Raw genomic sequence first — 21805 nt, 5'->3', positions numbered from 1 at the left:
CTTCCATACCAGGATTTTGCACCGTGCCCTTTCCAGATCTCACTCATCCCGCGCTCGGCGCCTATCGCAGCAGCGTTGAAATGCCTGGCGATTTTGCCAGTTTCTGGTCGGACACGCTGGCCCAATCGCGTGCGGCGGGCGGCAAGGTCGAGATGGTGCCGGCTGAAACGAGCCTCAAACTGATTGAGGCCTTTGATGTGACCTTTCCGGGGTTCGACGGGCAGCCGGTCAAGGGTTGGTTGCTGTTACCCAAGGCGCGTGAGGGCAAGTTGCCGCTCGTCGTGCAGTTCATCGGCTATGGCGGTGGGCGCAGCTTTCCCCACGAACTGCTGCATTGGGCGGCTTCGGGCTACGCCTATTTCCGCATGGATACGAGAGGGCAGGGCAGCGGATGGAGCATGGGCGCGACGTCCGACCCGGTTGGTACGACGCCGTCGATCCCGGGCGTCATGACTAAGGGCGTGCTCGACAAGAACGACTACTATTATCGTCGCCTGTTCACCGATGGCGTGCGCGCCGTCGACATGCTGCTCGACCAGGATTTCGTCGACGCCGAACGCGTCGCGGTTTGCGGTGGCAGCCAGGGTGGCGGCATTGCGCTGGCCGTCGCGGGCATCGATAGAAGGGTGAAGGCCGTCATGCCGGATGTTCCGTTCCTTTGCGATTACCCCCGTGCGGTGCGGACTGCGGGACGCGATCCTTATTTGGAGATTGTACGCTTCCTAGCTCAGCACAGGGATAAGTCTGCTCAAGTCTTTGAAACGCTGCGCTATTTCGATGGTGTCAACTTCGCGCGGCAGAGCAATGCGGCTGCTTTGTTCTCGGTAGCGCTGATGGACGATATCTGTCCGCCGTCGACAGTCTACGGCGCCTATCAGGCCTTTGCCGGCAGCGATAAAACCATTGTGGAATATGAGTTTAACAACCACGAAGGTGGTGGGCCATTCCAGGATCGCGAGCAGATGAAATGGCTCGGAAAACGGTTCGGAATGGCCTGAAATGAGAAAAACTTGCTTTACTCAAGAAACGCAAATATTGCGTAGTTGAGTGAGGAGGGTCTTTTAATGGCCAGCAAGCGCGCGAACCAAGCCGATATCGCCGAAAAGCTCGGCGTATCCGTGTCGACCGTGTCGCGGGCGTTGGCCAATGAAATCGGTATCAGCGACGCGGTGCGGCGGGACGTGCAACGCGTCGCTCGGATGATCGGGTACAAGAGCAAGCATGTGCCGGCGGTGGCGAGCCTCGACAAGCGCGCCGTCGCCATGGTGCCGCTCAACGGCGCTATGGGCAATCTGACGAGCTTTTATCATGGCATCGTCGAGGGCATGCGGGCCCAGGCAGCGGAGCAGGGCATCGTGCTCGATGTGCGGCTCGTCAACGAGGAGACCGTGACGCTGGATTTTATCCAGCGGCATATGGCCAAGACCGGCGCGAACGGACTCGTTCTGGCGGGGATCGATCCGGACGAGGCGCTGACGCAGTGGGTGATCGACGCCGATATCAGTCTGGTTCTCGCCAATGGCGTCGACCCGACGATGCGGCTGAGTTCGGTGTCGCCAGCCAACTTCTTCGGCGCGTACATGGCGACCAAACACCTGCTCGATGCCGGACATCGCCGGATCCTGCACTACACATATCGGCATCGCCACACCATCATGCAGCGCCGCCGAGGCTTCGAAGCAGCCATGGCGGCTGTGCCTGACGCCGAAGCGACCATTGTCATCTCCAACGAGCATTCGAGCAGCGAACTGCTCGCAAACCTGCTTGCCGGCAAATACGATGTAACGGCCGTGTTCTGCTGGAATGATGGGGTGGCCGTCTCGATGGTAGACGCGCTGCTGGGGCAGGATTCGCCCATGCCCAAGACGTTTTCCATGATGGGTTTTGATGACCTGCCGATTGCCGGAATGGCCAATCCGCGGCTGAGCACGGTACGGGTCGATCGCGAGGCGATCGGGCGTGGGGTGATCCGGCTTTTGGCACAGCAGCTCGAGGGTGAGCGGGCGGTGCAGCACCTTGAGGTTGGCCTGACGCTGGTCGAGGGCGAGACGGTGCATCCCCTGGGGTGAGCGTGAGTATCCATTGCCAGAATGACGCCATTTGATCCCGGCGTCGCCATTGCCGGGCTTGTCCCGGCAATCCAACCCGCCTTCGCATTGACCACCGGGTCAAGCCCGGTGGTGACGATGGGTGGGCATTCTGCTTTTCAGCGACTGCGCTTAGCTCGCCGCGAGGGACGAGGTTGAGGTCCTTTTCCTCACCATCAGGTCAACATTTTTTCCTCCTATGTTGAAAAGCGTCCGGTTCGTTTGGCTCTAAAACGTCCTATCCTTTTCCATTCTCGACGCAATTCCCACAAAATTGCGAAACTTGCATGAATTGCGCAAAAAGCTTGAGTTTGCGCAATATTGTGCATAGGTTTGCGTATGTTCAGGCAGCGGCTTCCCCAAAAAGGGGTAGCATTCCGTTAGCGTTGAGCGCGACGTGAGGGGGAATTGGTGGATCTTCGGCGGTGGAATGTACGGCAGGTTCGAGAGGTGCTGGAAAACGCGCCCGAGTTTGCGCCGTTTCCGCTTACAGGTTCGGCGGAATGGCTGGTGCTGAAGGACCAGCTGGGTGCCGATGTTCTGGCTCACTTGGTGACTGAGGCGGAGGCGGATGCTGTTGCCGACGTGCCGGCGCTTCCGGCGCGGCTTTATCACGAATTTGCCGAGACCGGCCGCCGCGAGGGCTATGAGGATGCGCAGCGGGCGCGTCGAAGCATGCTCTATCGACTCGTCCTGGCCGAGTGGTTGACGGGCGAAGGTAGATTTGCCGCCGCCATCGAGAATGTGCTTTGGGCGCGGCTCGAAGAGACCAATTGGGCCTGGCCGGCGCATGCGCGGGCGTTGGATCGGTTCGACCATCCGACGCTCGATCTGGCAGCGGCGATGACGGCGCTGGATCTGGCCGAGATCGATTACCTCGTTGGTGAGCAATTGTCAGCCAATCTGCGGGATCGGGTGCGGGTCGAGATCGAGCGGCGCGTGGTCGGGCCGTTCCTCAATCGGAACGATCATTGGTGGCTGCATTCGACGCCGCAGAAGCAGGTCAATAACTGGACGGCGGTCTGTGTCGCCGGGGCGGTCGGCGCGGCGCTTTATCTCGAAACGGATATGGGCCGGCTGGCCGAGATCGTGATGCGGGGGCTCCATAGCCTTGCCGATTATCTCGAGACGTTCGACCGCGAGGGTGGCTCGTCCGAGGGACCCGATTACTGGACCTATGGGTTCGGCAATTATGCCGTGCTCGCGCATCTGCTGCATGCGCGGACGGGCGGGGCGCTCGACCTGCTGGAAGGCAATTTCATCCGGGATATCGCGCAGTTTCCGCTGCGGACCATGCTGACCGAAGGTGTCTGGGTGAGCTTTTCGGACTCGGATCACAATCCGAGTTTTCATCCGGGTTTGCTGTCGCTGCTGGCCAAGCAGTTGGATCTGCCGGGGCTGTTGGGCCTCGGTATGAAAAATGACTTTGGCGTGTCGGTGTTCAACCAGTTCATCTGGCCGCTTCGGCAATATGCCTGGCCACTGGCAAAGGCGGAGCCGGCCCGGTTGGGTCTGCATGATTGGTATGACGAGATGGGCTGGATGATCAGCCGGCTCGATCCCAATGAATTAAAGTCGCTGCGGCTGGCCGCCAAGGGCGGGCATAATGATGAGATGCATAACCAGAACGATGTCGGGTCGTTCATGGTGGTTTCGGGTGGCAAAGTGGTGCTGACCGATCCAGGACGCGGGCGCTATTCGAAGGCCTTTTTCGGGCCTGATCGCTACCAGAACATATTCGCGTCTTCGCTGGGGCATTCGGTGCCGGTGGTGAATGGACATGCGCAGGCCGAGGGCAGAGCGCATGCGGCCGAAGTGGTCGATCATGTGCATAATGCTGCCGAGGATCGGCTGGTGCTGGAGATGGCTGCGGCCTATCCGGCTGAGGCTGATCTTGCGCAGTTGCAACGCACGGTAGCGCTGAAACGCGATGTGCCGGGCGGAGCGGTTCGGCTTGAGGATCGCTATGCATTCAAGAGCACCGAAGGTGAATTTCAGTCCGTATTGGTGACGCCGCTTTCGGCGCGTGCCGAGGGTGACGCCCTACACGTCGGCGAGGCGGGGGCAGGTGTGCGCATCGACTTTGATGCCGGCGCGCTCGAAGTGGCCTTCGATGTCCGCAAGACCCAGGAAAAACAATATCAGCCAGCGGTCGATCTGACCCGCATCGTGTTCACGCCCCGGCAGAGGAGCCGGGAGGGACGCGTCGTGCTCGACATCTCGCCGCTCACCTGAGCGGGAGTTCTTGTGGCTGATCCCAGGAGGATGGGGCAGCCGAAATCATCTCCGGTCAAAGCGCCGGAAAAGGGAGGGATCGTATGAGGAAGACCTATCTTGGTTTGACGGGCGCGGTGGCCATATCGGCCATGCTCGCCGCCGCTGGCCCAGTCTGGGCGCAGCAGCAATCGCCCATGCTCGATGCGGCGGTGGAGAGCGGCGAACTGCCGCCAGTGGCCGAGCGGCTGCCGAGCAATCCGCTAGTGGTCGATGGCGAGAGCGTCGGCAAATATGGCGGCACCTGGCGCATGGGCATGCGCGGCGGCGGCGACAACGGCATCATCGTCAAGACGGTGGCCTATGAAGGGCTCGTCCGCTTCGACCATGAGTGGAAGACCGTTCTCCCGAACCTGGCCGAAAGCTGGGAAGTCAGCCCGGACGCCAAGGAATATACGTTTAAGCTGCGCGATGGCGTGAAGTGGTCGGATGGAACGCCCTTCACCACCGAAGACATCGCCTTCACGGTTGAGATCTATAAGGACCCGGACTATGCCGCGGGCAGCTGGATCGACAGCACGACCAACCCGATGACGCTGGAAGTCATCGACGAGCTGACCTTCAAGTTCACCTTCGAAAAGCCCAATGGCATGTTCCTTGAGACCATTGCCGGGACCGATGGCCTGCACATCACGTCACTGCAGAAGAAATACTGTGGGCAGTTCTACCCCAAATACAACGAAAACGCCGATGCCGATGCGCAGGCGGCGGGCTTCACCAACTGGGCGCTCTATCTTCAGGACCGTTGCGCATGGGGTTTCGAGACGATCCGTTTTGCCAATCCTGACCTGCCGGTGCTTTATGGCTGGGTCATCGACCAGCCGCTCAACGCCAATGCGGCGCGGTTGACCTGGAAGCGCAATCCCTACTTTTGGAAGACCGACAGCGAGGGGAACCAGCTCCCCTATATCGACAATATCGATATGCGTGTTTCGGAAAGCATCGAAGAGCTGACGCTTCTGGCGCTCAATGGCGAGATCGATTTCCAGGAACGTCATATCGCAACGGTCATCAACAAGCCGCTGTTCTTCGATGGGCAGGAGCAGGGTGACTATCACCTCGGCGAAGTGATCCCGTCTTCGTCCAATACGCTCGTCTTGCAGCTCAACATGAACCACGACGATCCGGTGAAACGCGAGCTCTACCAGAACAAGGATTTCCGCATCGGCCTTTCGCATGCGATCGACCGGCAGGAAATCATCGACGTGGTCTTTACGGGCCAGGGCGAACCGTTCCAGGTCGCGCCTCGCCCGGAATCCGAGTTTTATGACGAGGAGCTGGCCAAGCAATATACCGAGTTCGACCCTGAGCTGGCCGCGCAGCATCTCGATGCGGCCGGTCTCACGGAAATGAACGGCGATGGCATTCGCCTGATGAGCAACGGCGAGCCGGCCAAGATCACAGTCGACGTCATTTCCGCGCTGCGGCCCGAATGGATCGATATTCTCGAAATCATGCAGCTGCAGTTCCAGGCTGTCGGCATCGAGCTCGAGCTCAACAATATCGATCGCACGCTGTTCTATGAAAAGCGGCCCGGCAACGAATATGATGCGCAGATCTGGGCTGGTGACGGCGGCATCGAGGCGCTGCAGGATCCGCGCTACTACTTCCCGTTCAGCGATGAGAGCGTTTGGGCCTACAAATGGGTGCAGTGGTACAACGGCACGCGGCCTGAAATAGCCGAAGAACCGATCGACTGGGCCAAGGAACAGATGGCGCTTTATGATCAGGTAAAGGCCGAGGCGGACCCTGCCAAGCGCGGCGAGCTGTTCCGCCAGGTGCTGGCGATCACCAAGGAGCAGTTCCCGGTGATCGGCGTGAGCCTCATGCCCAACTCGTATTCGATCATCCGGAACAACCTCAAGAACGCGCCCGAGAGCATGTTCAATGCCTGGCTGTTCCCAACCCCTGCGCCGATGGATCCGGTGACCTGGTACTTCGAATAAGCGGGGCTGTCCTCCAACCCGCTGCACCCCCTCGCGGTTCTCCCTAGCCGCGAGGGGTCTAATCCCCACTCGTCTCCGGCAACGCCGGAGCGCTGCGGAAGGCCCTTTCCATGGTTCAGTTCATCATCCGGCGCCTGATCGCCATGATCCTGACGCTGTTCGCTATCTCCATTGTGGCATTCGCCATTATCCAATTGCCGCCGGGCGATTATCTGACGACCTATATCGCCTCGCTGTCGTCAACCGGCGAGCAGGTCGACCCGCGCGTTATCGCCAATCTCAGGTCGCAGTATGGGCTCGGCGAGCCGTTTTATGTCCAATATTTCAAGTGGATCGGCGGCATCCTGACCGGCAATTTCGGCCAGAGCTTTGAATGGAAACGGCCGGTGACGGAATTGATCTGGGGGCGCCTCGGCAATTCGATGCTGCTCGAAGGCATGGCGGTGATCACCATGTGGCTGATCGCGCTGCCGATCGGCATCTATGCGGCGGTGCGGAAATATTCGCTGGGCGATTATCTCGCGACCGTTGGCGGCTTTATCGGGCTTGCCGTGCCGAACTTCTTCTTCGCGCTGATCCTCATGTACCTCGCCTATACTTGGTTCGGGGTGACGCTGGGCGGGCTATTTTCGCCGGGCTTTGAAAACGCCCGCTGGAGCCTGCCGCGCATCTGGGATTTCTTGAGCCACGCCTGGGCGCCGATCCTGGTTCTGTCGATGGCGGGAACGGCGGAGCTAATCCGCATTTTGCGGGCGAATCTGCTCGATGAACTGAAGAAACCTTATGTCGTGACCGCGCGGGCCAAGGGACTGCCGGAATGGCGGGTGATCCTCAAATATCCGGTGCGGCTGGCGATGAACCCGCTGGTGTCGACCATCGGCTGGCTCTTGCCGGCGCTGGTTTCGGGATCGGTGATCGTGTCGGTGGTGCTCAACCTGCCGACGGCCGGGCCGATGCTGCTGCGCTCGCTGACGACGCAGGACATGTATCTCGCGGGTGCGATCATTCTGCTCCTCAGCGTGCTCACTGTCATCGGCACTGTGATTTCCGACATTCTCCTTGCGCTGATCGATCCGCGCATTCGTTACGGGGGCAAATGATGGCCGTGGATACGATACAGCCGACCATTCATGCCGATCTGCCCAAGGCCCGCGCCCGGCGCGAGAGCCAGTTGGGGCTGATGTGGCGCCGCTTCAAGCGGCACAAGCTGGCGCTGGTGAGCCTTTGGGTCGTGGTGATTTTTTACCTCGTGACGCTGCTCGCCGAGTTTTTGGCACCGACCGATCCCGGGGCCTACAGCGCCCGCTATACTTATGCGCCGCCGCAGGGGATCCATTTCTTTGCGGTCAACGAGGACGGCGGCTGGGAATTCGGGCCCTATGTAAATGGGTACAAGACCGAGATCGACCCGGTGGCGCTGCGGCGGACCTTCGTGATCGACGAAGAAACGCGCATTCCCGTGCGGTTCTTTGCCGAGAGCAAGCCATACATGCTCGCTGGCATCATTCCCATGTCGGTCAAGCTGATGGGGCTCGAGAACCCGCGCGACCCATTCTACATCCTTGGTGCCGATCGGTTGGGGCGCGATATGCTGAGCCGGGTCATCCACGGCACCCGCATCTCGCTCTCGATCGGGCTGGTCGGCGTGACCATGAGCCTCTTCTTCGGCATCGTGATCGGCGGGTTTGCCGGATATTATGGCGGCTGGTTCGATAGCGCGGTGATGCGCGTCGTCGAATTTATCCGCTCGATGCCGACCATTCCGCTGTGGCTGGGACTGGCGGCGGCAATGCCCAAGGATTGGAGTGCGCTCCAGACCTATTTCGCCATTACCCTCATTCTCAGTTTGATCGGGTGGACCGAGTTGGCGCGCGTGGTGCGCGGGCGGTTCCTGTCCTTGCGCACCGAGGATTTCGTCACTGCGGCGCAGCTCGATGGGGCGAGCGACTGGCGCATCGTGACGCGGCATATGGTGCCGAGTTTTACGAGCCACATCATCGCAGCCGCGACGCTGGCTATCCCGGGAATGATCCTTGCGGAAACGGCACTGTCGTTCCTCGGGTTGGGGCTGCAGGCGCCGATCGTGAGCTGGGGCACGCTGCTGCAGGATGCGCAGAATATCCGGACGCTGGCGACAGCGCCGTGGCTTCTCGCTCCAGGCATCTGCGTCGTCATCGTCATTCTTGCCCTCAACTTTTTCGGAGACGGCCTACGTGACGCCGCTGATCCCCATGGCAGGTAAACCTCTTCTTTCTATCAATGACATGTCCATCGTCTTCACCTCCCCCGACGAGCCGGACATCGAGGCCGTGCGGCAGGTGGATCTCACGCTCACGCCTGGCAAGACGCTCGCTCTTGTGGGCGAGAGCGGCTGCGGGAAGTCCGTGACGGCGCGGGCGGTTTTGCGGCTGCTCGACAAGAATGCCGACATTCGGACTGGCGAGATCGTTTATGAGGCCGAGGGCGGGGCGGTGGATGTCGTGCGATTGAAGCCTGATAGCCTCGCCATGCGCGCGATCCGGGGCGCGCAGATTTCGATGATTTTTCAGGAGCCGATGAGCTCGCTGTCGCCGGTCCATACGATCGGCAACCAGATCGACGAAATCATCGTGCTGCATGAGCGGCTGACGCAGAAGCAGGCGCGCGAGCGGACGGTTTCGCTGCTGGATCAGGTAGGTATTCCGGGTGCGCGCGAGCGGGCGAATGCTTATCCATTTGAGTTGTCGGGTGGTCTCAGGCAGCGCGCGATGATCGCCATGGCGCTCGCCTGTACGCCAAAACTTCTTATCGCAGACGAGCCGACGACGGCGCTCGATGTGACGACGCAGGCACAGATTCTCGATCTCCTTCGGCAGTTGCAGGACGATTTCGGCATGGCGATGCTGTTCATCACCCATGACCTTGGGGTGGTGGCGGAGGTCGCCGACGACATCGCGGTGATGTATCTGGGCGATGTGGTGGAGCAGGGGGATGTCTTCGAGGTCTTCAAGGCGCCGAAGCATCCTTACACCCAGGCGCTGATGAGTTCGGTGCCGCGGTTGCAGCGGAAATCGGAGCGGACGCGGCTGACCCCGATCAAAGGCACGGTGCCATCGCCAAAGGACCGGCCGGTGGGTTGCGCGTTCACCAGTCGCTGCCCGCATGCGTTCGCGCCTTGCCCCACCATCCGGCCCGAACGGACGCCGGTGAGCGAGGGTCATGTCGCGCGGTGCCATCTCCTCACGCATACGAAAGAGGAGGCGCTCGCATGACGACGCTGCTTTCCGTCGAACATCTGTCCAAGGTTTTTACCCTAGGGGGCGGCCTCTTCAAGGAAGGGCGCGAATTGGTGGCGCTCAACGATATCAATCTGACGGTGGAGGCTGGCGAAACGCTGGCCATCGTCGGGGAGAGCGGCTGCGGCAAGACCACGCTTGGGCGCTGCATCATCAAGGCGCAGCCGGTGAGCGACGGGCATGTTTATTATCATAAGGCTGGTGGGGAGAAGGTTGAGCTGACCTCGCTCGACAAGAAGGCGATCAAGCCCTATCGGCGCGATATCCGCATGATCTTCCAGGACCCGATGAGTTCGCTGAACCCCAATATGCGGGTGTTCGACATCGTCGCCGAGCCACTGCGGGTGCACAAGATCTGCAAGGGGCGGGAGCTTGAGGATCGGGTGATTTCGACGCTCGCCAAGGTCGGCATTCCGGCCGATGCGGTGGGTCGTTATCCGCATGCCTTTTCCGGTGGGCAGCGGCAGCGTATCGGCATCGCCCGGGCGCTGGTGCTCGATCCGAAACTGGTGATCGCCGACGAGGCGGTGTCGGCGCTCGATGTGTCGATCCAGGCGCAGGTGTTGAACCTGCTCGATGATCTCAAGGAAGAGTTCGGGCTCACCTACATTTTCATCAGCCATGACCTCGGGGTGGTGAACTATATCGCTGACCGGGTGGTGGTGATGTATCTTGGCCATGTGGTCGAGAATGCGCCGACCGAAATGCTCTTCGAGCGGCCGCGACACCCCTACACCGAGATGCTGCTCGAGGCCCTGCCGATTGCCGACCCGACGCGGCGCAAGGGGCGGAACAAGGAACTCAAGGGCGAAATCCCGTATCTCGGCAATCGGCCCAAGGGGTGCCCGTTTCACACACGCTGCAAATATGCCGAGGACAGGTGCCGGACGGAAAAGCCCGTGCTGCGGCCGATCCGTGGGACGGCCCAGGAGGCCGCCTGCCACTTTGCCGAAATACTCGAATTGAAGGGCGCTTATGACGCGCCGGGGTTTGTGCCGGCCCCAACATTGGTGGATGCCGGTGGATTGCCGGCCCTCGGATCAAGTCCGAGGGTGGCCGGGCAATGACGATGGAGGGGAGAGGCTTGCTCAAAATTGCTGACACATCCCCGATGGTCACCACCCGGCTTGTCCGGGTGGTCCATGACGGAGCGTCCGAAAGACAACAGGAATTTTCGAACAAATGACTTATGATCCGGCCACGGCCAATCCGCTTTTTGGAAATCCGCTCAAGACGCGGGACGATGTCGAGAAGGGGCTGCGCGATCTGTTTCAGCCGTTGCTGCCCTATTTTTCCGAAGGCGGGGCGCGGGTTCGGCTCGATGGGGCTGGGGCGCATTTCGATCGGGCGGCGGCTGATCTCGAAGGCTTTGCGCGGCCGCTTTGGGGGCTGACGCCGCTCGCGGCGGGCGGAGCGGAGTTCGATCACTGGGAGATTTACCGGCAGGGCCTCGCCAATGGCACCGACCCGGAGCACGCCGAATATTGGGGCACGGTGAACGGGACGGATCAGCGGCAGGTGGAGCTGGCGGCGATCGGTTTTACGCTGAAAATGCTGCCGCATCTGGTTTGGGAGCCGCTGCCGCAGAAGGCCAAGGATAATCTGGCGGCCTATCTCAAGCACGCGCGCACCTTCGACTATGCCGACAATAACTGGAAATTCTTCCGCATCCTGGTCGATCTCGGGCTTGAGGAATGCAGGGTCGAATTCGACCGGTCCTATACCGAGAAGTACCTTGAAGAGCTTGAGGGCTTTTATCTCGATGGTGGCTGGTATCGCGACGGCAATGTCCGGCGGATCGACCACTACATTCCCTTCGCCATGCACTTTTATGGGCTGATTTACGCAAAACTCGCGAAGGGCGACGACAAGCGGGTGGCAGACTACAAACAGCGGGCGCGGGAGTTTGCCCAGGACATCCAGCACTGGTTCGACGAGGATGGCGGGACGCTCGTTTTCGGGCGCTCGCTGACCTATCGCTTTGCCTGTGGCGGGTTCTGGGGTGCACTGGCTTTTGCCGATGTCGAGGCGATGCCCTGGGGCGTCATCAAAGGGCACTTCCTGCGGCACCTCAGGTGGTGGAGCAAGTTGCCGATTGCGCATGGCAATGGCGTGCTGTCGATCGGCTATGGCTATCCGAACCTCTTCATGTCGGAGAGCTATAATTCGGCGGGCTCGCCCTATTGGGCGCTGAAGGCGTTCTTGCCGCTGGCGCTGCCGGCCGATCATCCATTCTGGACGGCGGAGGAGGTCGAGGCGGATTTCGATGATGCGCCGGTGCCGCTAAAACATCCGGGCATGGTGAGCTTTCACACGCCAGGCAATGTCGTAGCGCTGTCGAGCGGGCAGCAGAACTGGCAGATGCGGCATGGCGCCGAGAAATATGCCAAGTTCGTTTATTCGAGCCGCTATGGGTTTTCGGTCGAGGTGGATGAGCGGGCCTATCACTCCGGCGCGTTTGATGGGGCGCTGGCGTTGAGCGATGACGGGCGTCACTATCGGGTGCGCGAGACCAATGAGGTGGCGCAGATCGCGGGCGACAAACTCCATGCGGTGTGGAAGCCGTGGAGCGACGTAACGGTGGAAACCTGGCTCGTTCCGGCCAATCCCTGGCATATCCGCGTGCATCGGATCACGACGCCACGGGCGCTGCATGGGACCGAAGGCGGCTTTGCCATTGACCGGGCCGAGTTCAATGCGGACACCTATATCGACGAGAAGGGCCGGGGTGTTGCCAAGAGCAAGACCGATGTCAGCGCCATCGTCTGCCTGGCGGGCGGACGCGACGGGCGGGCGTTCCGGACTTTGCCCAATAGCAATCTGATCTTTTCGAAGGCTATCGTGCCGCAGCTGCATGGTGACATTCCGGCGGGCACGACTGTGCTGGTGACGGCGGCGATGGCGCTGCCGACGGGGCTGGACGCCGAGGCGGCCCTCGATGCCGTACCGGCGGCGCCCAATATCGCCGAACTCGAAGCCTTGTTTGCCCGCGAGGGCGTTGATGTCAGCGCCATATTGGTGCCGGAGCGGTTCTGATGCCTCCCAAACTTCTCTTTGCCATGGCGGCGGACAAGACACGGCATGTGTTTGACGAAGCGAGCCTCGATCGGCTGGCGGAAAGCTGCGACCTGCTGCGGCGAACGCCGGTCGATGGGTTCTCTGACCCAGAGGCGCGGCGGCTGCTAGGCGAGACGGAAATTCTCGTGACCGGATGGGGCTGTCCGATGATCAGCCCGGAGGTGTTGCGGGCGGCGCCGAACCTGCGGCTGATCGCACATGCGGCGGGAACGGTGAAGTATACGATTGATGCTTCGGCCTATGCTGCGGGCATTCGCGTGACGCATTCGGCCGAGGCCAATGCGGTACCGGTGGCCGAGTTCACGCTGGCCTCCATTCTCTTTTCGGCCAAGCACATTTTTACGCTGCGCGATCTTTATCGGCAGGACCCGACGCGCCGTTCGAGCTATGCGCTGGGGGATACCGCGATCGGGAATTTCCGCCGCACGGTGGGCATCGTCGGGGCGTCGCGGATTGGCCGGAAGGTAATCGAATTCCTCCGCAGCTTCGATTTTTCGGTGCTGCTTTATGATCCCTTCGTGCAGGCGGGCGATCCGGATCTGGCCGGGGTCGAGCTGGTGGAGCTCGATGTGTTGATGGCGCGGTCGGATGTCGTGTCGATCCATGCGCCGTCCTTGCCCTCGACGCGGGGGATGATCGGGGCGCGGCAGCTCAAGCTCATGCAGGATGGGGCAACGTTCATCAATACGGCGCGCGGGGCGCTGGTCGATGAGGCGGCGCTGGTGGCGGAGCTGCAGACGGGGCGGATAGTTGGGGTGATCGATGTGACCGATCCGGAAATTCCGCCGGCGGACTCGCCGCTGTTCAGCCTGCCCAATGTGTTTTTGACGCCGCATGTGGCTGGGGCGATCGGGACGGAAAGGCTGCGGCTGGGCCTGATGGCCGTGGAGGAGATCGAGCGGTTCGTGCGGGGGGAGCCGATGCTCTATGAGGTGCGGCCGGAATTGTTGGAGAGGCTAGCGTGATGGAGGATCGCTGGCACCACGCGCGCCTCCAATATCTGACCTGGGACCGTACGCCGGAGGACATCGACAGCGCCGAACACCGCGCGCGGCAGGCGGAGTTGGCGGCGCGGGCTGGGGCAAGCTTTTCGCCAAGTGCCTATGTGGCGGCTGATGCTGCAATTTATACAACGCGGCTGGTGCTCGGCGAGCAGAGCTGGATCGGCGGGCATGCGCTGGTGCGTGGCGACGTCGAATTCGGTGCGCATTGTACAGTCAATCCCTATGCGATGATTTCGGGGAGGGTGCGCTGCGGGGATGGAGTGCGGATTGCGAGCCATGCGTCGCTGATCGGGTTCAACCATGGCTATGACGATCCCGAGGTACCGATCTATCTCCAAAAGCACGAGAGCCTGGGGATCACCATCGGGGACGATGTGTGGGTCGGGGCCAATGCGGTGATTGTCGATGGCGTTACCATCGGGCGCGGGGCGGTGATTGCGGCGGGGGCGGTGGTCAGTAAGGATGTGCCGGAGATGGCCATCGTTGGTGGCGTGCCGGCCAAGGTTTTGCGGTTTCGAGGCAAGGGGCGGCGGGACGAGACGCGAAAACAGCTTGAGGCGCTGGGTAATAAGGCGGCGAGGCAATGGCGCGATGTGCTGGCCGAGAATTTTGATGGCGCGGATTACGTATCGCGCGAGAATGATAACACGGCGCGGAAGAGCAATCGGCACCTCTGCGATGCAATCGAGATTGCGGCCGCGTTTGGGGAAGTGCCGCCGGGGCTCGATGTGGCGGGGACGCTGGCGCGGCTGCAGGCGGTGCAGGATCCGGCGACGGGGCTGTTTCCCGATCCGTTTCAGCCGCCGAAGTCGGGCGTTGCCATGCGCGACGATGGGCTGGCGCTTTATAATGTGCTCTCGACCGGTTACGCGATCGAAGTGCTGGGTGGGCAGCCGCTCCATCGGGTGGAGGCGGTGGAGATTCCGGCGACGGAGCTGCGGCTGTGGCTCGAGGGGCTGACCTGGCGCGAGCGGGCCTGGGGCGCGGGGGCGGCAGTCGATGCGATCGGCACGGCGCTCTATTTCAATGCACGATATTTCACCACTGGGACGACGCGCGAGACGCTGTTTGGCTGGCTCGCGATGAAGCAGGATCGCGGCTCGGGGCTTTGGGGTTCGCCGACGGCGGATGAGGGGCTTCTGCAGCCGGTCAACGGGTTTTACCGGCTGACGCGCGGGACCTATGCGCAGTTCGGTGTTGCCGTGCCGCGGCCGGAGGCAGCGATCGACTCGGTGCTGCTCAACTATCGCAACTATGGCGGGTTTTCGGGGCGGACTTATACGGCATGTAACCTGCTCGATACCGTCCATCCGCTGTTGTTGTGTCTCTGCCAGACCGATCATCGGCGGGCGGAGGCGGAGAGAATTGCGCGCTCGGTCATTGCGCGGGCGGGTGAGCGCTGGATCGATGGCAGGGGCTTTGCCTTTGCCGATGGGCAGGAGCCGGGGCTGCAGGGGACGGAAATGTGGCTGTCGGTGGTGCATCTGTCGGCCAAACTCTTGGGGCTTGAGGATGCGTTCGCGTTCGTACCGCGGGGTGTGCACCGGACGGAAGCGGTGGGGTTAGGGCTATGACCAAAAAAGCGCTCGTCGTATGGGGCGGAATGGAGCTGCATACGCCGGAGCGCGGTGCCCATGTCGTGCGGCAATTGCTTGAGGAGGAGGGTTTTGCCGTCACGGTGACGGCGGACTACGACGCGCTTGGCGCTGAGGATGTCGGCAGCAACGATCTCGTTGTGCCTGTCATTACCGACGGGACGCTGGCGCCGGATAAGATGAACAATCTGATCGCGGCGATCCGGGCGGGGACGGGACTTGCCGGCTATCACATGGGGCTGGCGACGACGTTTCGCGCTAGCGTGCCGTTTCGTTATGCGGCGAGCTGCTATTGGGTGCAGCATCCGGGCAATATCATCACCTACACGGTCGACGTGACGCGGAGCGATCATCCGATCATGGCTGGGATCGAGAGTTTTGAGCACACCTCGGAGCAGTATTACCTCAACTATGATCCGGCGGTTGAGGTGTTGGCGACGACGCGGTTTTCAGGCGAGTTTCATCCCTGGCGCAAGGATGTGGTAATGCCGGTCGTATTTACGACCGTGCATGATCAGGGGCGGGTGTTTTATTCGTCATTGGGGCATACGGCGGATGAACTGGAGATTCCGCAGGTGAGGACGATCCTGAAGCGGGGATTGGTCTGGGCGGCGCGCTAGGGACTTCGTCGCTCCACGATTTTATCGCAGGATATTCCCAAGCTCGTCATTGCTTGTCCGGGCAATCCATTTGGCTGCGGCATGGACCACCCGGTCAAGCCGGGTGGTGACGGTGGCTAAGAGTTGCCTGTCTAGAAGGGGCTATTGCTGCTCCTGCTCGGCCTGGCGACGCAATACTTCCGACTCGGGCAACGCATTGGCATATTTCAGCTCGCGATTGGCCCGGGCCCAGAAGGCGGGATGAACCCGATCGAGCAATTCGGCCGGCGTTGGGGTTAATCCAAGTGAATCGCTCGTTGTCCGGTCGAGCCAGAGAATGACGTTCTGCCGATACCAAGCTGGGATCGCGTCGTCGGTCCAGATCTGGTCGCGGATGATGTCATAGGGTTGCAGGTTATGGGCGGCAAAAAGGCCGGCCCAATAGCTTGGCCACTGCTCATTGACATGACCGACGCCGCCCTGGCCGGGGATGGCAGCGGAAAAGAGCACGGCTGGGGCCATGGCGACGAGGTCGGCAATGAAGCTTTCGGCCCGGCTTGGCGCGAGATGCTCGGCGACTTCGAGGGATAGCACGAGATCGACTTTTGGCCCGGAAAACGGCTGTTCGAGGTTGTGCGGGCGGAAATCGATGGTTGGATCATCTAGCATCTCGGGCCGGACCCAATCGCCTTCGATGCCGACCTTCAGATCGGCGCCTGATGCCGCGAGGAACGTGCCTGTGCCGCAACCAATATCGGCGACGGACGAGCGCTTCAAGCCGCCCGGTAGCGTGCCAAAAATGCGGCTCGCGGCATGGGCGGTATGGCTCCGCCGATCAGAGTAAAAATCGGCGGGATAGAGCGATGTCGGCATCGGATCGAATCTCCTCGTTTCCAGTCTACGCGCGATGCAGCCTGCCGGACCAGATCGTGAAAATTGCCGCGGAACCATGGGAGGGGAGGCCCGTTGCAGGGGCAGCGTCATCTCAAGCAAATTACTGGAGACGAGCAAATGGCTGACAAGCAACTCGACGATCTGTTCCTCGATACACTCAAGGACATCTATTACGCTGAGCGGCAGATTCTCAAAGCGCTCCCGAAGATGGCAAAGGCAGCTTCTTCCCCCGAGCTGAAGGCTGGGTTCGAGCAGCACCATCAGGAAACCGAAGGCCAGGTTGAGCGCCTGCAGCAGGTGTTCGATATCCTCGGCAAGCCGGCCCGCGGCAAGACCTGCGATGCGATCCTTGGCATTCTCGATGAAGGCAAGGAAATCATGGACGAATATAAGGGCGCGACGGCGCTCGACGCTGGTCTCGTCGCTGCTGCCCAAGCCGTCGAACACTACGAAATCGCGCGCTATGGCACGCTCGTGACCTGGGCCAAGCAGCTCGGCCACAACGATATCGCCCAGCTTCTTTCTGAAACGCTCAAGGAAGAAGAAGCGACTGACAAGAAGCTGAGCCAGGTAGCGCTCGCTTCGGTCAATCAGAAAGCCGCTTAACCCACACGGGGTCGCCGATGCAAAAAAACACTGCCATGGCCGAAAGGGTGCGCCAGACGGCCTACTTCCTGTGGCAACAGGACGGAGCCCCTGAAGGCCGGGCAATGGAGTATTGGCTGCGCGCCAAGGAAATGCATCAGCGCGAGCTCGCCTATGACCGCTGGCTGGCCGAAGGCACGCCGGCAGATAGCTCGGAGCTTTTCTGGCACGAGGCCGGAAAGGAAATCGAGGGGAAATGAAAGCGGGCCCGAACGGGCCCGTTTTTTTGTGTGCTCTGCGCACTTTGTAGCGCTGGGGCCCTGCGAGCATAGCTATCCGGGCCTGAGCTGCTCAAAACTCCCCACCGGGGAGTTTTGGCGGCGCGGCGCGCCGCCGCAGCTCAGTCCTTCGCGCGTTCCACGTAGGAATTGTCTTCCGTGAGGATGACGATGCGGGTACCGGCGTCGATGTGGGGCGGGACCATGACGCGGAGGCCGTTGTTGAGGACGGCGGGCTTGTAGGACGAAGACGCCGTCTGGCCCTTCACGACCGGCTCGGTCTCGACGATTTCGAAGGTCATGCGCTGCGGCAATTCCATCGAGAGGGCGATGCCTTCGTGGGTCATGAGGTGAACCTTCATGCCGTCCGAAAGGTAGGCTTTCTGGTCGCCGATGACGTCGTCCGGAACGACGAGCTGTTCGTAGGTTTCGGGCTCCATGAAGTGGTTACCTTCACCGTCCGAATATAGATAGTCATAGACGCGGTCATCGACGTCGGCCTTTTCGACCATTTCAACGGTGCGCCAGCGGCCCAGAACCTTCACGCCATCGGAGATGCGGCGCATGGTGACGTTGGTCACCGAATTGCCCTTGCCGGGATGGACGTTTTCGGCGGTGAGCACCACATGCAAGTTGCCGTCCTGCTCGACCACATGGCCTTTGCGCAGGGACGAGGCGATGACCTTGACCATTTTTCTTCCTTGTTCGTGTCGTTGGCGCGTAATAGAGGCAAGACTGCCTGAGGCGCCCAAAACTGTTGTCGAGCGCCCGATACCCTATTCCGCGCCCTTTCGCCAGTCCGGACGGCAAGAAACCGCATGACCGCTTCCATCGCACCATTGTCCTCGCCCTGGTGGGCGCCCGAACGCCATGCCGACCGGCGGCCGGCGCTTTTGGCGCGTAGCCGGTTCGACGCGCGGGTGCGGAGCTGGTTTGCAGAACGGGATTTTTTGCTGGTCGATCCGCCGGGGCTGCAGCGCTCGCCGGGCAATGAAACGCATCTTCATGCCTTTGGAACCACGATGATCGGAAACGATGGCGAGGGGCAGGCGATGTATCTCCACACCTCGCCCGAATTCACCATGAAGAAACTGCTCGCCGCTGGCGAAACGCGGATTGCGAGCCTGCAGCATGTGTGGCGCAATCGCGAGCGCTCGGCACTGCATCATCCTGAGTTCACCATGCTTGAGTGGTACCGCGCCGGTGAGGCCTATGATGTCATTATTGGCGATACGCTGGAGATCATCGCGCTTTCGGCCGAAGTGACGGGGATCAGGCAGTTCGAATTTCGCGGCCGGGTTTGCGATCCGCGGGCGGAGGCGGAGCGGGTGAGTGTTGCCGACGCGTTTCGGGCGCATGCGGGGATCGATCTCCTAGCGACCATGGACGATGATGGCGTGCCCGATGGCGGAGCGCTGGCGGCGCAGATGTTTTCGGCGGGGCTAGAGGTGCCGGAGGATCGGAGCTGGAGTTATTTGTTCAGCCGGATCCTTGTTGAAAAGGTCGAGCCGCGATTGGGCAATGGGCGGGTCACGGTGCTCGATCGCTATCCGGCCTGCGAAGCAGCGCTGGCGCGGCGCGTGCCGGGCGATCGGCGGGTGTCGGAGCGGTTCGAGGTTTATGCCTGTGGCGTGGAGCTCGCCAACGGGTTTGGCGAGCTGACTGATGCCGCCGAGCAGCGCGTGCGGTTTGCCGCCGAGATGGAGGAGAAGGCGCGGATTTATGGCGAGCGCTATCCGGTCGACGAGGATTTTCTGGCGGCGCTCGAATTGATGCCGGAGGCGAGTGGGGTGGCGCTGGGGTTCGATCGGCTGATCATGTTGGCCACAGGTGCGCAGCGGATCGAGGCGGTGCTCTGGGCGCCGGTCGCGGAATGACGTTTGTCAAATCAGCCAAAGCCTTGGTCGATGCGGGACTGGTGCAAGATATCGGGACGCTCGATGTGGTGGCCGAGCGCTATGCCATCGGCATTACGCCGGCCGTGTTGGACCTCATTGACCGCGCTGATCCAGAAGATCCGATCGCCCGCCAGTTCGTGCCGACTGAAGCTGAACTGCTGACCAAGCCGGAAGAGCGCGCTGACCCAATCGGCGATCTCTCGCATTCGCCCGTCGAAGGGATCGTCCATCGCTACCCGGACCGGGTGCTGCTGAAAGCTGTGCATGTTTGCCCAGTCTATTGCCGGTTTTGTTTCCGCCGCGAGATGGTAGGGCCACAGGGGTTGGGGACGCTGACCGGGCCGGAACTCGATGCCGCGATGGACTATATCGCCGCTCACGAAGAAATCTGGGAAGTGATCCTCACGGGCGGCGATCCGCTGGTGTTGTCGCCCCGGCGGCTGGCGGGGCTGATGGAGCGGTTGGCGAAGATCGAGCATGTGAAAATCGTGCGCTTTCATACCCGCGTGCCTGTGGTGGAGCCGGAGCGGATCGATGAGGCGATGGTCGAGGCGCTGATGTCGAGCGGGAAGACGACTTATCTCGCGGTGCATGCCAATCACCCGCGAGAATTTTCACCCGCAGCGCGGCAGGCGTTCAAGAAGCTGTTCGATGGTGGCGTGGCGCTGCTCAGCCAGTCGGTGCTGCTGCGCGGGGTGAACGACGATGTCGAAACGCTGGCGGCGCTGATGCGCGGGTTCGTCGAGAACCGGATCAAGCCTTATTATCTGCACCATCCCGATCTGGCGCCGGGGACGAGCCATTTCCGGATTGGCATCGAGGAAGGGCAGGCGCTGGTCGCGGCTTTGCGTGGGCGGATTTCTGGGCTCTGCCAGCCGACCTATGTGCTCGACATCCCCGGTGGGCACGGTAAGACCGATATCGGAGCCGCGAAGGTTTCGGGCGGCGATGGGTGTTTTACGGTGCGGGACTGGCGGGGCGGCGAGCACGCTTATCCGCCGGAATAGTACGCGCCGTCATTGCCAGGCTTGTCCGGGCAATTCAGCTTGCGGAGGCATGGACCACCCGGACGGGCCGGGTGGTGACGATGGTGGGGAGATCAAACCCTATTCGACGACGCGCGGATCGACGTCTTTGGAATAATCGACGCCGCCGACGCTGAAGCCGAAGAGCTTCAAAAACTCTTCGCGGTATTTTGGCAGGTCGGCGAGGTCGGCGAGGTTTTCCGTGTTGAGCACGGCCCAGCGCTTCTTGAGTTCGGCCTGCATGGCATTGGACAATTCCCAATCGTCGACGCGGACGCGGCTGGCGTCGTCGAGGACGATCACGCCCTGGAGCTTGTCGCGGAAGAGGCGGTCGATCTGCTGGATCGGGCCTTCGCTCAAACCCATTTCGTCTTCTACCTTGATGAGCAACGTGCCATAGAGCGGCACGACGGGAATGGCGGAGCTCGCCTGGGTGACGACAGCCTTGAGCGCGACGACGTGGGCCGAATTATCGCCATGGGCGGCGCGGATGGCGGCGGCGGCGCGATCGAGATCGCCCTTGGCCTTGCCGAGCGTACCCTTGTGGTAGATCGGCCAGGTCAGTTCGGAGCCGAGATAGGTGTAGTTCAAGGTCGTAAAGTCGTCGGCAAGGACGCCGGCTTCGGACAGGGCCTTGATCCAGAGTTCCCAATCTTCGCCACCCATGACCTTGACGGTTGCCTGGGCCTCTTCTTCCGACGCAGGCTCGACGGAGATTTCGGAGACTTCCCCGGTGCCGGTGTTGAGCGTCTTCGAAGTGACCGCGGAGCCATAGGGCTTGATGGCCGAGCGATAGGTGACGCCGTCCTTGGGATCGGTGCGGACCGGTGAGGCGAGGGAGTAGACGATGAGGTCGACCTGGCCGAGCGTCGACTTGATGGCTTCGATGGTCTCGGCCTTGACGGCGTCGGAGAAGGCGTCGCCTTCGATGGTCACGGCCTTGGCGCCGGCAGCGCGGGCGCGGTTTTCGAAAGCACGGTTATTATACCAGCCGGCGGAGGCGGGCTTGGCTTCGCCTGGTTCACGCTCGAAGGACACGCCGACCGTGTCGGCGCCCGAGCCAAAGGTGGTGACGATACGTGAGGCGAGGCCATAGCCCGTCGAGCAGCCGAGCACCAGCACACGCTTGCGGTCGGATGGGATCGGCCCCTTGATCACGACATGATCGATCTGGCGCTGCACATTGGTGGCGCAGCCAGTTGGGTGGGCGGTGGTGCAGATGAAGCCGCGGATCTTGGGCTCGATAATCATGGGATTTTCTCCTCGA

The 21805-nt window shown here is 61.5% G+C and carries 19 protein-coding genes; 16 read left to right on the top strand and 3 right to left on the bottom strand.

What is annotated here, in order from left to right; all coding sequences use genetic code 11:
- Nucleotides 1–23: 23 nt before the first annotated feature.
- The 12 genes from VW35_RS07865 (at nt 24) to VW35_RS07810 (ending at nt 15879) form a co-directional block, all read left to right on the top strand.
- Nucleotides 24–998 carry an acetylxylan esterase gene (locus VW35_RS07865; RefSeq protein WP_046142372.1) on the top strand — a complete coding sequence of 325 codons (975 nt, stop codon included), beginning with the start codon at nt 24–26 and terminating at the stop codon, nt 996–998.
- Between the two features lie 66 nt (nt 999–1064).
- Nucleotides 1065–2069: a LacI family DNA-binding transcriptional regulator gene (locus VW35_RS07860; protein WP_052951576.1), complete on the top strand. Its 1005-nt coding sequence runs from the start codon at nt 1065–1067 to the stop codon at nt 2067–2069.
- 429 nt (nt 2070–2498) lie between these two features.
- The gene (locus VW35_RS07855; protein WP_152662519.1) at nt 2499–4322 is read left to right on the top strand and encodes a heparinase II/III domain-containing protein; all 1824 of its coding nucleotides are present in this window, start codon (nt 2499–2501) and stop codon (nt 4320–4322) included.
- 83 nt (nt 4323–4405) lie between these two features.
- Nucleotides 4406–6307, top strand: a complete 1902-nt coding sequence (locus tag VW35_RS07850) for an ABC transporter substrate-binding protein (RefSeq protein ID WP_046142369.1) — start codon at nt 4406–4408, stop codon at nt 6305–6307.
- A gap of 110 nt (nt 6308–6417) precedes the next feature.
- Nucleotides 6418–7407, top strand: a complete 990-nt coding sequence (locus tag VW35_RS07845; RefSeq protein WP_046142368.1) for an ABC transporter permease — start codon at nt 6418–6420, stop codon at nt 7405–7407.
- A complete protein-coding gene (locus VW35_RS07840; protein ID WP_083982570.1) occupies nt 7407–8549 on the top strand; it encodes an ABC transporter permease in 1143 nt (380 codons plus the stop codon). Before VW35_RS07845 ends, VW35_RS07840 begins: the two co-directional genes overlap by 1 nt.
- Nucleotides 8521–9558 carry an ABC transporter ATP-binding protein gene (locus VW35_RS07835; RefSeq protein WP_244465844.1) on the top strand — a complete coding sequence of 346 codons (1038 nt, stop codon included), beginning with the start codon at nt 8521–8523 and terminating at the stop codon, nt 9556–9558. Before VW35_RS07840 ends, VW35_RS07835 begins: the two co-directional genes overlap by 29 nt.
- Nucleotides 9555–10649, top strand: a complete 1095-nt coding sequence (locus VW35_RS07830; RefSeq protein ID WP_083982515.1) for an ABC transporter ATP-binding protein — start codon at nt 9555–9557, stop codon at nt 10647–10649. The genes VW35_RS07835 and VW35_RS07830 overlap by 4 nt, the downstream gene beginning before the upstream one ends.
- 115 nt (nt 10650–10764) lie before the next feature.
- Nucleotides 10765–12618: a DUF2264 domain-containing protein gene (locus VW35_RS07825; protein WP_046142365.1), complete on the top strand. Its 1854-nt coding sequence runs from the start codon at nt 10765–10767 to the stop codon at nt 12616–12618.
- Nucleotides 12615–13625, top strand: a complete 1011-nt coding sequence (locus VW35_RS07820; protein ID WP_152662518.1) for a hydroxyacid dehydrogenase — start codon at nt 12615–12617, stop codon at nt 13623–13625. Before VW35_RS07825 ends, VW35_RS07820 begins: the two co-directional genes overlap by 4 nt.
- Nucleotides 13625–15238, top strand: coding sequence for an acyltransferase (locus VW35_RS07815; protein ID WP_046142363.1), 1614 nt, complete (start codon nt 13625–13627; stop codon nt 15236–15238). Before VW35_RS07820 ends, VW35_RS07815 begins: the two co-directional genes overlap by 1 nt.
- Nucleotides 15235–15879 (top strand): ThuA domain-containing protein, encoded by a 645-nt coding sequence (locus VW35_RS07810; protein WP_046142362.1) that lies wholly within the window; start codon nt 15235–15237, stop codon nt 15877–15879. Before VW35_RS07815 ends, VW35_RS07810 begins: the two co-directional genes overlap by 4 nt.
- Before the next feature lie 141 nt (nt 15880–16020).
- On the opposite strand, the gene VW35_RS07805 is transcribed toward VW35_RS07810, so the two are convergent.
- Nucleotides 16021–16731 (bottom strand): class I SAM-dependent methyltransferase, encoded by a 711-nt coding sequence (locus VW35_RS07805; protein ID WP_052951575.1) that lies wholly within the window; start codon nt 16729–16731, stop codon nt 16021–16023.
- Nucleotides 16732–16869: 138 nt separating this feature from the next.
- On the opposite strand from VW35_RS07805, the gene VW35_RS07800 reads away from it, so the two are divergent.
- Together VW35_RS07800 and VW35_RS07795 are read left to right on the top strand one after the other, a co-directional pair.
- Complete coding sequence (locus VW35_RS07800) at nt 16870–17358, top strand: YciE/YciF ferroxidase family protein (protein ID WP_046142361.1); 489 nt, start codon at nt 16870–16872, stop codon at nt 17356–17358.
- A 17-nt stretch (nt 17359–17375) separates the two neighbouring features.
- The gene (locus tag VW35_RS07795; protein ID WP_046142360.1) at nt 17376–17597 is read left to right on the top strand and encodes a DUF2934 domain-containing protein; all 222 of its coding nucleotides are present in this window, start codon (nt 17376–17378) and stop codon (nt 17595–17597) included.
- A gap of 140 nt (nt 17598–17737) precedes the next feature.
- Here the strand turns inward: VW35_RS07795 and efp are convergent, their stop codons facing one another.
- Nucleotides 17738–18307 carry an elongation factor P gene (gene efp, locus VW35_RS07790; protein WP_046142359.1) on the bottom strand — a complete coding sequence of 190 codons (570 nt, stop codon included), beginning with the start codon at nt 18305–18307 and terminating at the stop codon, nt 17738–17740.
- A gap of 126 nt (nt 18308–18433) precedes the next feature.
- Between efp and epmA the strand changes: the two genes are divergently transcribed.
- Both epmA and VW35_RS07780 read left to right on the top strand, forming a co-directional pair.
- Complete coding sequence (gene epmA, locus VW35_RS07785; protein WP_046142358.1) at nt 18434–19492, top strand: EF-P lysine aminoacylase EpmA; 1059 nt, start codon at nt 18434–18436, stop codon at nt 19490–19492.
- Nucleotides 19489–20520: a lysine-2,3-aminomutase-like protein gene (locus tag VW35_RS07780; RefSeq protein ID WP_046142357.1), complete on the top strand. Its 1032-nt coding sequence runs from the start codon at nt 19489–19491 to the stop codon at nt 20518–20520. Before epmA ends, VW35_RS07780 begins: the two co-directional genes overlap by 4 nt.
- 99 nt (nt 20521–20619) lie before the next feature.
- On the opposite strand, the gene fabV is transcribed toward VW35_RS07780, so the two are convergent.
- Nucleotides 20620–21789 (bottom strand): enoyl-ACP reductase FabV, encoded by a 1170-nt coding sequence (fabV, locus tag VW35_RS07775; protein ID WP_046142356.1) that lies wholly within the window; start codon nt 21787–21789, stop codon nt 20620–20622.
- Nucleotides 21790–21805 lie beyond the last annotated feature (16 nt).

The sequence above is a fragment of the Devosia soli genome (assembly GCF_000970455.1).
GTDB classification, from domain to species: domain Bacteria; phylum Pseudomonadota; class Alphaproteobacteria; order Rhizobiales; family Devosiaceae; genus Devosia; species Devosia soli.
Note: the sequence above shows the minus strand (reverse complement) of the source record. Positions and strands in the feature narration are given on the sequence as shown.

Excerpts from the sequence above, each read along its gene's own strand:
- VW35_RS07825 (WP_046142365.1), top strand. The coding sequence starts at position 10,765 with ATGACTTATGATCCGGCCACGGCCAATCCGCTTTTTGGAAATCCGCTC.
- VW35_RS07805 (WP_052951575.1), bottom strand. The coding sequence starts at position 16,731 with ATGCCGACATCGCTCTATCCCGCCGATTTTTACTCTGATCGGCGGAGC.
- VW35_RS07840 (WP_083982570.1), top strand. The coding sequence starts at position 7,407 with ATGGCCGTGGATACGATACAGCCGACCATTCATGCCGATCTGCCCAAG.
- VW35_RS07780 (WP_046142357.1), top strand. The coding sequence starts at position 19,489 with ATGACGTTTGTCAAATCAGCCAAAGCCTTGGTCGATGCGGGACTGGTG.
- epmA (WP_046142358.1), top strand. The coding sequence starts at position 18,434 with ATGACCGCTTCCATCGCACCATTGTCCTCGCCCTGGTGGGCGCCCGAA.
- efp (WP_046142359.1), bottom strand. The coding sequence starts at position 18,307 with ATGGTCAAGGTCATCGCCTCGTCCCTGCGCAAAGGCCATGTGGTCGAG.
- VW35_RS07815 (WP_046142363.1), top strand. The coding sequence starts at position 13,625 with ATGGAGGATCGCTGGCACCACGCGCGCCTCCAATATCTGACCTGGGAC.
- VW35_RS07800 (WP_046142361.1), top strand. The coding sequence starts at position 16,870 with ATGGCTGACAAGCAACTCGACGATCTGTTCCTCGATACACTCAAGGAC.
- VW35_RS07850 (WP_046142369.1), top strand. The coding sequence starts at position 4,406 with ATGAGGAAGACCTATCTTGGTTTGACGGGCGCGGTGGCCATATCGGCC.
- VW35_RS07810 (WP_046142362.1), top strand. The coding sequence starts at position 15,235 with ATGACCAAAAAAGCGCTCGTCGTATGGGGCGGAATGGAGCTGCATACG.
- VW35_RS07795 (WP_046142360.1), top strand. The coding sequence starts at position 17,376 with ATGCAAAAAAACACTGCCATGGCCGAAAGGGTGCGCCAGACGGCCTAC.
- VW35_RS07830 (WP_083982515.1), top strand. The coding sequence starts at position 9,555 with ATGACGACGCTGCTTTCCGTCGAACATCTGTCCAAGGTTTTTACCCTA.
- fabV (WP_046142356.1), bottom strand. The coding sequence starts at position 21,789 with ATGATTATCGAGCCCAAGATCCGCGGCTTCATCTGCACCACCGCCCAC.
- VW35_RS07845 (WP_046142368.1), top strand. The coding sequence starts at position 6,418 with ATGGTTCAGTTCATCATCCGGCGCCTGATCGCCATGATCCTGACGCTG.
- VW35_RS07860 (WP_052951576.1), top strand. The coding sequence starts at position 1,065 with ATGGCCAGCAAGCGCGCGAACCAAGCCGATATCGCCGAAAAGCTCGGC.